We start from the raw sequence: 2,268 nt of genomic DNA, 5'->3' as shown, positions 1-2,268 counted from the left end.
TTCCGCCCGAGACCGAGCATGCGCCTGAAGTCGAGGCCCTGCGCCGCGCCGTCACTCAGCAGTTCGACCAGTACGTCAAGCTCAACAAGAAGATCCCGCCCGAGATCCTCACGTCCATCGGCGGCATCGACGATCCGGGTCGCCTGGCCGACACCATCGCCGCCCACCTGCCGCTCAAGCTTGATGCCAAGCAGGCCGTGCTGGACCTGGCCGAAGTGGCCAAGCGCCTGGAAAAGCTGCTCGACCTGCTCGAGCACGAGGTTGACATCCTGCAGGTCGAAAAGCGCATCCGTGGCCGCGTCAAGCGCCAGATGGAGAAGAGCCAGCGCGAGTACTACCTGAACGAGCAGGTCAAGGCCATCCAGAAGGAGCTCGGCGACGGCGAAGAAGGCGCCGACATGGAGGAGCTCGAGAAGAAGATCCTCGCGGCCCGCATGCCCAAGGAAGCGCGCAAGAAGGCCGACGCCGAGCTGAAGAAGCTCAAGCTGATGTCGCCCATGTCCGCCGAAGCGACGGTGGTGCGCAACTACATCGACACGCTGGTCAACCTGCCCTGGAGCAAGAAGACCAAGATCAAGCACGACCTCAAGAACGCCGAGGACGTGCTCAACGAAGACCACTACGGCCTCGAGAAGGTCAAGGACCGCATCCTTGAATATCTCGCGGTGCAGCAGCGCGTCGAGAAGGTCAAGGCGCCCATCTTGTGCCTGGTCGGCCCTCCGGGCGTCGGCAAGACCTCGCTCGGCCAGAGCGTGGCACGCGCCACCGGCCGCAAATTCATCCGCATGGCGCTGGGCGGCGTGCGCGATGAAGCCGAGATCCGCGGCCACCGTCGCACCTACATCGGCTCCATGCCGGGCAAGGTGCTGCAGTCGCTGACCAAGGTTGGCACGCGCAATCCGCTGTTCCTGCTCGACGAGATCGACAAGCTGGGCATGGACTTCCGCGGCGATCCGTCCTCGGCGCTGCTGGAAGTCCTGGACCCGGAGCAGAACCACACCTTCGGCGACCACTACATCGAGGTCGATTTCGACCTGTCGGATGTGATGTTCGTGGCCACGTCCAACTCGATGAACATCCCGCCGGCCCTGCTGGACCGCATGGAAGTCATCCGCCTGTCGGGTTACACCGAGGACGAGAAGGTCAACATCGCGCAGACCTACCTGCTGCCCAAGCAACGCAAGAACAACGGCGTGCTGGACGAGGAGTTGGATGTCACCGAGTCCGCCGTGCGCGGGATCATCCGCTACTACACGCGTGAAGCCGGTGTGCGTTCGCTTGAACGCGAGATGTCCAAGATCTGCCGCAAGGTGGTCAAGGGCATCCAGCTCAAGACCTACGAAGGCAAGGTCACCGTCACCGAGGACAACCTCAACGACTTCCTCGGTGTGCGCAAGTACGACTTCGGTCGTGCCGAGAAGAAGAACCAGGTCGGCCAGGTGGTCGGTCTCGCGTGGACCGAAGTGGGCGGCGATCTGCTGACCATCGAAGCCACCGCGATGCCCGGCAAGGGCAACATCATCCGCACCGGTTCGCTGGGTGACGTGATGAAGGAGTCCGTCGAGGCTGCTCGCACGGTGGTGCGTTCGCGCGCCCGTCGCCTGGGCATCAAGGACGAGGTCTTCGAGAAGCGCGACGTGCACGTCCACGTGCCCGACGGCGCAACGCCCAAGGACGGCCCGAGCGCGGGTGCCGCGATGACCACTGCCTTCGTGTCTGCACTGACCGGCATCCCGGTGCGTGCCGATGTCGCGATGACTGGCGAAATCACATTGCGCGGCGAAGTCACCGCCATCGGTGGCCTGAAAGAAAAGCTGCTCGCCGCTCACCGTGGTGGTATCAAGACCGTGATGATTCCGGAAGACAACGTCAAGGACCTGCAGGACATCCCCGAAAACGTGAAGAACCAGCTCGAGATCGTGCCGGTCCGATGGATCGAACGCGTACTCGAAGTCGCCCTGGAAGCCATGCCAACGCCGTTGCCCGACGAAGAGGTGGCCGTTGCGGCCGCCAAGCCGGAAGAGGCCGCGGCCAAGAGCACGGTGGTGCCGCACTGAGTGCGACTGGCTTGTCATCCGACCAAAAATTGGATTACAATGCCAGCTTCGCTAGATAGGCAGCTGCATAGCTGACTGACTAGAGAAATGAAGGAAACAAAGCGGGATTAGCTCAGTTGGTAGAGCGATACCTTGCCAAGGTATAGGTCGAGAGTTCGAGCCTCTTATCCCGCTCCAAGATTTTCCGAAAGGGAAGCCCAGGCTTCCCTTT

General features: G+C 62.3%; 1 protein-coding gene and 1 tRNA gene. Both read left to right on the top strand.

Annotation, left to right across the window (positions count from 1 at the left end; genetic code table 11):
* Positions 1 to 2,057 (top strand): endopeptidase La (lon, locus tag AC1DU6_RS28140; protein WP_477861149.1); only part of this gene is annotated, 2,057 nt, incomplete at its 5' end.
* Between the two features lie 101 nt (positions 2,058 to 2,158).
* A tRNA-Gly gene (locus AC1DU6_RS28135) sits at positions 2,159 to 2,234 on the top strand.
* Positions 2,235 to 2,268: the final 34 nt, after the last annotated feature.

The organism is Roseateles sp. P5_B10 (assembly GCF_056400485.1).
This window is presented reverse-complemented; position numbering and strand designations above follow the sequence as displayed.